6 protein-coding genes and 2 pseudogenes are annotated in these 6,000 nt (G+C 74.9%); 4 read left to right on the top strand and 4 right to left on the bottom strand.

What is annotated here, in order from left to right; translation table 11 throughout:
* Together AB0I49_RS31515 and AB0I49_RS31510 are read right to left on the bottom strand one after the other, a co-directional pair.
* A pseudogene (locus tag AB0I49_RS31515) lies at nt 1–122 on the bottom strand (IS5/IS1182 family transposase); the annotation flags it as partial.
* A gap of 44 nt (nt 123–166) precedes the next feature.
* Nucleotides 167–355 (bottom strand): hypothetical protein, encoded by a 189-nt coding sequence (locus AB0I49_RS31510; RefSeq protein ID WP_363230549.1) that lies wholly within the window; start codon nt 353–355, stop codon nt 167–169.
* Between AB0I49_RS31510 and AB0I49_RS31505 the strand changes: the two are divergent.
* The 3 genes and pseudogenes from AB0I49_RS31505 to AB0I49_RS31495 form a co-directional block, all read left to right on the top strand.
* Nucleotides 276–929: pseudogene (locus AB0I49_RS31505) on the top strand (histidine kinase); the annotation flags it as partial. The gene AB0I49_RS31510 and the pseudogene AB0I49_RS31505 overlap by 80 nt on opposite strands.
* 108 nt (nt 930–1,037) lie before the next feature.
* Nucleotides 1,038–1,688, top strand: coding sequence for a response regulator transcription factor (locus AB0I49_RS31500; protein WP_363230548.1), 651 nt, complete (start codon nt 1,038–1,040; stop codon nt 1,686–1,688).
* Between the two features lie 112 nt (nt 1,689–1,800).
* Complete coding sequence (locus AB0I49_RS31495; protein WP_363230547.1) at nt 1,801–2,958, top strand: ROK family transcriptional regulator; 1,158 nt, start codon at nt 1,801–1,803, stop codon at nt 2,956–2,958.
* A 189-nt stretch (nt 2,959–3,147) separates the two neighbouring features.
* On the opposite strand, the gene AB0I49_RS31490 is transcribed toward AB0I49_RS31495, so the two are convergent.
* Nucleotides 3,148–3,888 (bottom strand): GntR family transcriptional regulator, encoded by a 741-nt coding sequence (locus AB0I49_RS31490; protein ID WP_363230546.1) that lies wholly within the window; start codon nt 3,886–3,888, stop codon nt 3,148–3,150.
* Nucleotides 3,889–4,177: 289 nt separating this feature from the next.
* On the opposite strand from AB0I49_RS31490, the gene AB0I49_RS31485 reads away from it, so the two are divergent.
* The gene (locus tag AB0I49_RS31485; protein WP_363230545.1) at nt 4,178–4,924 is read left to right on the top strand and encodes an SDR family oxidoreductase; all 747 of its coding nucleotides are present in this window, start codon (nt 4,178–4,180) and stop codon (nt 4,922–4,924) included.
* 36 nt (nt 4,925–4,960) lie between these two features.
* Here the strand turns inward: AB0I49_RS31485 and AB0I49_RS31480 are convergent, their stop codons facing one another.
* Entirely contained in the window at nt 4,961–5,854 is an 894-nt protein-coding gene (locus AB0I49_RS31480; RefSeq protein WP_363230555.1) for an RNA polymerase sigma-70 factor, read from the bottom strand.
* Nucleotides 5,855–6,000: the final 146 nt, after the last annotated feature.

The raw sequence follows: 6,000 nt of genomic DNA, 5'->3' as shown, positions 1-6,000 counted from the left end.
CACCGTATGCCGTCTATCAACTGCCGCCGCGTCCACACCTGCGGACGGCCCGGCTTGATGCCCCGCGGCAGCAACGGCTCAAGCCGGGCCCACTGGTCGTTCGTCAGATCCCCACGTCCCACAGAACATGATCATCAACGAACAAGATCCACTTTCGCAACACACCCTAGCCGCCCAGGAAGGAGGCGAGGGCGGTGACGAGGCCGACGGCGAGGGCGAGTGCTGCCGCGACGGCGAGCTTGCAGGCGTAGAACAGCCCGCGGCGCGGCACCGCCGCGCGGTGGCTGCTGGGGCCGTCGGCGGCGGAGCGGATCGCCGTGCTGGAGGCGCGTACGGACCGGCTGTTGGAGCACAACCGGCTGGCGCGGGAGCTGCACGACTCGATCGGGCACGCGCTGACGGTCGCGGTGGTGCAGGCGGGGGCGGCGCGCGCCGCGGGTTCCGCGGAGTTCACGGAGCAGGCGCTGGCGGCGATCGAGGACACCGGGCGGGATGCGCTGGAGGACCTGGAGCGGGTTCTCGCGGTGCTGCGCGAGGACACGCCGCACCCGGCGGGGCGTCCGACGCTCACCGAAGCGGAGCGGCTGCTGTCGGCGGCGCGCGGCGCCGGGGCCGAGGTCGGCGCGGACATCGAGGGCCCGCTCGACGCGGTGCCGGGGCCGGTGTCGCGGGAGGGGTACCGCATCGTGCAGGAGGCGCTGACCAATGTGCTGCGGCACGCGGGCCCGGTGCCGGTGGCCGTGCGGATCGCGGTCGCGGGGGACGTACTGGAACTGGACGTGCGCAATCCGCTGGACGGGGCCGGCACCCGGTCCGGGCGCGGCGGGAGCGGGCTGCGCGGCATCCGCGAGCGCGCCGCCCTGCTCGGCGGGCACGCCGACACCGGCCCGTACGCGGACGGTTGGCGGGTCCGCGTGCGGCTGCCGCTCGACGGCGCCGGGCCCGTCGCCGAACTCCCCTCCCCCGCCCGGCGGAGCGGCGTCCATGAGCCGGGCTGTGCGCGGCGGGAGTTCGACGAGGGGCCCTAAGGTGATCGTGTGCCGATATCCGTGCTGCTGGTGGATGACGAACCGCTCGTACGGGCCGGGCTGCGGGCGATCCTCGCGGCCCAGCCGGACATCGAGGTGACGGGCGAGGCGGCCGACGGGGCCGCGGTGCTGACGCTGGTGCGGTCGCTGCGGCCGGACGTGGTGGCGATGGACGTACGGATGCCACTGCTGGACGGCATCGAGGCGACGCGGCTCGTGCTGCGCTCGGTCGACCGGCCGCCGAAGATCCTCGTCGTGACGACCTTCGAGAACGACGCCTATGTCTACGACGCGCTGCGCGCGGGCGCGGACGGCTTCCTGCTCAAGCGCGCCCACCCGGCCGAGATCGTGCACGCCGTGCGGCTGGTGGCGGCGGGCGAGTCGCTGCTGTTCCCGGCCGCGCTGCGGGCGCTCGCCGCCTCGTACGGCAACGAGCGCGCCCGCGAGGCGATGGAGCGGGCCGCGCTCACCGACCGGGAGGCGGACGTGCTGCGGCTGATGGCGCGCGGAATGTCCAACTCGGAGATCGCGCAGAGCCTGGTCCTCGGCACCGAGACGGTGAAGTCGCATGTCAGCGCGGTGCTGGCGAAGCTCGGCGCGCGGGACCGCACCCAGGCGGTGATCGCCGCCTACGAGTCGGGATTCGTGGCGCCCGGGTGACATCAGAGGCTCGCCGAGCCGTCCTGATCCGGATAGCATCCGGCTCACATGTACATCCGGTCGAACAAATGGGTGATCATGTGCGCGACGGGGGAGACGAAGGAGGCGGTACGTGGGGCGGCTCACCGGTGGAGACCCGTCTTTGCTGCGGCGGATCAACTCCGCGGTCGTGCTGCACGCGCTGCGCGCGGCCGACGCACCGACCCTCACCGACCTCGTCCAGGCCACGGGGCTGTCCCGGCCGACGGTGGAGGGCGTCGTCGAGGGGCTGATCGACACCGGCCTGGTGGCCGAGGCGTCGGCCGAGGAGGGCGCCGCCCGGCGGCAGGGCCGGCCGGCCCGGCGCTTCCGGTTCCGGGTGGAGGCCGGGCATCTGATGGGCGTGGAGATCGGCCCGCACCGGGCCTCGGCGCTCCTGTCCGACCTGAGCGGCCGGGTCCTGGACTCGGTCTCGCTGGACGTCCGCGTGGCGGCGTCGGCGAACGAGCGGCTGGAGCGGGTGGGCCACGCGGTCGCCGACGTGCTGAGCCGCTGCTCCGTGGCGCGTGAGTCGCTGCGGGCGGTCGGGGTCGCGAGCCCCGGCATCGTGGAGGCCGACGGGACCGTGCGGCTGTGCACGGCGCTGCCGGAGTGGACGGGGCTGCCGCTCGGCGAGCGGCTGCGGAGCTGGTTCACGTGTCCGGTGCTGCTGGAGAACGACGCCAACGCGGCCGCGGTGGCGGAGCATTGGTCGGGCGCCGCGGCCGACTCGGACGACATCGTGTTCGTACGCGCCGGGCTGAGCCCGGGGGCGGGCTCGCTGATCGGCGGCCGGCTGCACCGCGGCTTCGGCGGCGCGGCCGGGGAGATCGGCGCGCTGCATCTGCTGGGCCGGGAGGCCACCCCGGAGGTGGTGCTGTCCACGACCGGCGAGCCGCTGCATCCGCTCGACGACGCGCAGGTGGCGCGGGTGTTCGCGATGGCGAGCGAGGGCGACGCCGGGGCGCGGGCGGCCCAGGACCGCTATATGCGGCGGCTGGTGCACGACGTGGCGGCGCTGGTGCTGGCGCTCGATCCGCAGCTGGTGGTGGTGGGCGGCTGGGCCGCCGGGCTGGACGGGGTGCTGGAGCCGCTGCGGTCGGAGCTGGCGCGCTACTGCCTGCGGCCGCCGCGGGTGGTCCAGTCGGCGCTGGGCGAGGCGGCGGTGGCGACGGGCGCGCTGCGCCTCGCCCTCGACCACGTGGAGGAACAGCTCTTCGCGGTCGAGAGCACCGTCACGGCGCGACGGTGAACCGCGGCTGCGAGGAGCCGCGCGCCGACGCGCCCGTGCCCTGTCGAGCCGGGCGACCGTCGGTGAGACCGCGGGCCGACGCGCCCGTGTTGACGACGGGCTGCGGCACCGGGGCCCCCGCACCGCCGGAACGGACGCCGCCGAGCCGGGCGACGGCCCCGCGGACAGCGGATGACGGGCCGCGGCGCGTCAGCTCGCGAGCAGTTCCATGCCGTTGTCGTCGAAGGTGAGCCGGCAGGTGTCGGCCCGGTAGGTGGCCACGGCGACGGCGGCGGTACGGCCGTCCGCGACGAAGCGGGTGGTGACGACGAGCACGGGCGCGCCGGGCAGCCGGTCGAGCTGCTTGGCGTCGTCCGCGGGGGCGGAGCCCAGCTCCACGGCCCGGTCCTGGCCCTCCAGTTCGAGCCGCTGGAGCTCGCGCAGCACGGCGCGGGCACGGGCGGGCCCATTGGGCGCGTCGATCGCGGTGAGCTCGGGGACGGTGGCCACCGGTACGTACAGCACCTCGGCGGCGACCGGCTGGCCGTGCGTCACGCGGGTGCGGCGGACGGCGTGCGCCTGCTCGTCGGCGGGGAGGCCGAGGAGCCGGGCGACGGCGGCGGGCGGCCGGCGCAGCGCGCTGTCCACGGGCTGCCAGGCGTCGCCGCCGGAGCCCGGCCAGGCGTGCGGGGCCTCGCCGACGGCCACGCCCACGCGGGGCGGGGCGACGGTGGTGCCCACGCCGCGGCGGCGCTGGAGCCTGCCTTCCAGTTCGAGCTGTTCCAGGGCCTGCCGAAGGGTGGCCCTGGCGACGCCGAACCTGGCTGCGAGATCGCGCTCGTTGGGGAGGATCTCCCCCACGGCGAACTCCGAGTCGAGCGCGTTGCTCAGCACGGTCTTCAGGTGCCAGTACTTCGGCTCCGGCACCGTTTCGAGTTGCGTGGTCCCCACCCTGTCCTCCGCCCCGACGGCACTTATGCGCGCTTCTTTATTAAAGGTTGTTGCAGTATGACTCGGACAATAGGACGGCACGCCACCTTGGTCAAGACCAATCCTCAATCCGTCACACAGCGCACACAAGTGGCCCCGCAGAGCGTTCACGTGATGTTGATGCCGGTCCTCCGCGCGCCTCCCCCGATCCGACCTCCCGTCATGACGCTCCGTCGCCTCGGGTAGCGTCGCGACGGACCGGGGGCGACGACCCGCGCCCGGCGTGCGGCGGACGGCGAGGAGCGCGGGAATGCAGCAGGTCACGGTGGTCACGGGCGGCAGCCGGGGCATCGGCGCGGCAGTGGCCGTACGGCTGGCGCGCGCCGGGCACGCCGTCGGCATCGGGTACGTGCGCGACCGGGACGCCGCGGAGCGGACGGCCGAGGCGGTACGGGCCGAGGGCGCGGCGTGCGTGGCCGTCCAGGCCGACACCGGCGTCGAGGCCGAGGTGGACGCGTTGTTCGACGCGGTGAAGGAGAGCCTCGGGCCGATCACCGGGCTGGTCAACAACGCCGGGGTCACGGGCCCGCTGGGCCGGTTCACCGAGACGCCGCTGGCGGAGATGCGCCGGGTCGTGGACATCAACGTGATGGGCGCGATCATGTGCGCGCGGCGGGCGGCGCTGGAGCTGTCGACGCGCCACGGCGGGCAGGGCGGGGCGATGGTGAACATCTCCTCCGCCGGCGCCACGACCGGCAGTCCCGGCGACTACGTGCACTACGCGGCGAGCAAGGCCGCGGTCGACGCCCTCACGGTGGGGCTGGCCAAGGAACTGGCGGCGGAGGGCGTCCGGGTCAACTCGGTGCAGCCGGGGATGATCCTGACCGACATCCACGCCACGATGGGCGACCCCGAGCGGCCGTGGCGCACCGAGGGCCGGGTACCGGCGGGCCGCCCCGGCGAGGCGGAGGAGGTCGCGGGCGCGGTGGCCTGGCTGCTCTCGCCGGAGGCGTCGTACACGACGGGCGCGGTGCTGCGGGTGGCGGGCGGCTTGTGACGGGGCGGGGGAGCAATCCCTCGCGTCGGGGCGGGGCTACCAGTCGAGGCCGGTGAGCTTGTCCGGGTTGCGGACAAGGTAAATGACCGCGATCCTGCCGTCGGCCACGCCGACGGTGACGACCGAGTCGGGGCGGCCGTCGAACAGCGTGAGCAGCGCCGGGGCGCCGTTGACCTCGGCGAAGCGGAACTCCGCCGCCGCCAGGGAGTCCTGGGCGATGGCGGCGAGGAAACGGCCGACCTTGTCGGCGCTCCGCATCACCCGCAGCGGGGCCTTGGCCTTGCCGCCGCTGTCGCTGACGAGCCGGACGTCGGGGGCGAGGAGCGCGATGAGCCCTTCGAGGTCGCCGTGGGCGGCGGCGGCCAGGAAACGCTCGGTCAGATCACGCTGCTGGGCCGGGTCCACGTCATAGCGCGGCTTGCGCTCCTCGACATGGCGGCGGGCCCGTCCGGCGAGCTGCCGCACCGCGGCCTCCGACCGGTCGAGGGCGGCGGCGATCTCCGCGTGCGGGAAGCCGAACGCCTCGCGCAGGACGAACACCGCGCGCTCCAGCGGGGAGAGCGACTCCAGAACCACGAGGACGGCCAGGGAAACGGAGTCGGCGAGCACGGCCCGTTCGGCGGCGTCGGGGACGGTGGCCGCGGAGCCCGGGCCTCCCCCGCTCTCCAGGTAGCGGGTGGCGATCGGCTCGGGCAGCCAGGGCCCGACGTACGCCTCGCGCCGGGACTGGACCTGCCGCAGCCGGTCGATGGCGAGCCGGGTGGTGATCCGCACGAGGAAGGCGCGCGGTTCGCGGACCTCGTCGCGGTCGGCGGCGGACCAGCGCAGCCACGCGTCCTGGACGACGTCCTCGGCGTCGGCGACGCGGCCGAGCATGCGGTAGGCGACACCGGTCAGTACGGGCCGGTGCGCCTCGAAGGTGTCGAGCATCGTGTCGCTGGGGCTCACCGTCCCATCCCACCCGACGCCGCGGGGGCTTGTCCACGTGAACCGGCTCTCATCGCGGCGGGCGACGAGGGGCGGGGGACGAAGGACGGGGGCGAAGGGCGGGGCGAAGGGCGGGCGGCGAGGGGCGC

This window comes from Streptomyces sp. NPDC050617 (assembly GCF_040654795.1).
Taxonomy (GTDB): domain Bacteria; phylum Actinomycetota; class Actinomycetes; order Streptomycetales; family Streptomycetaceae; genus Streptomyces.
The sequence above is the reverse complement of the archived record's forward strand: the minus strand, read 5'-3'. Positions and strand labels throughout refer to the sequence as shown.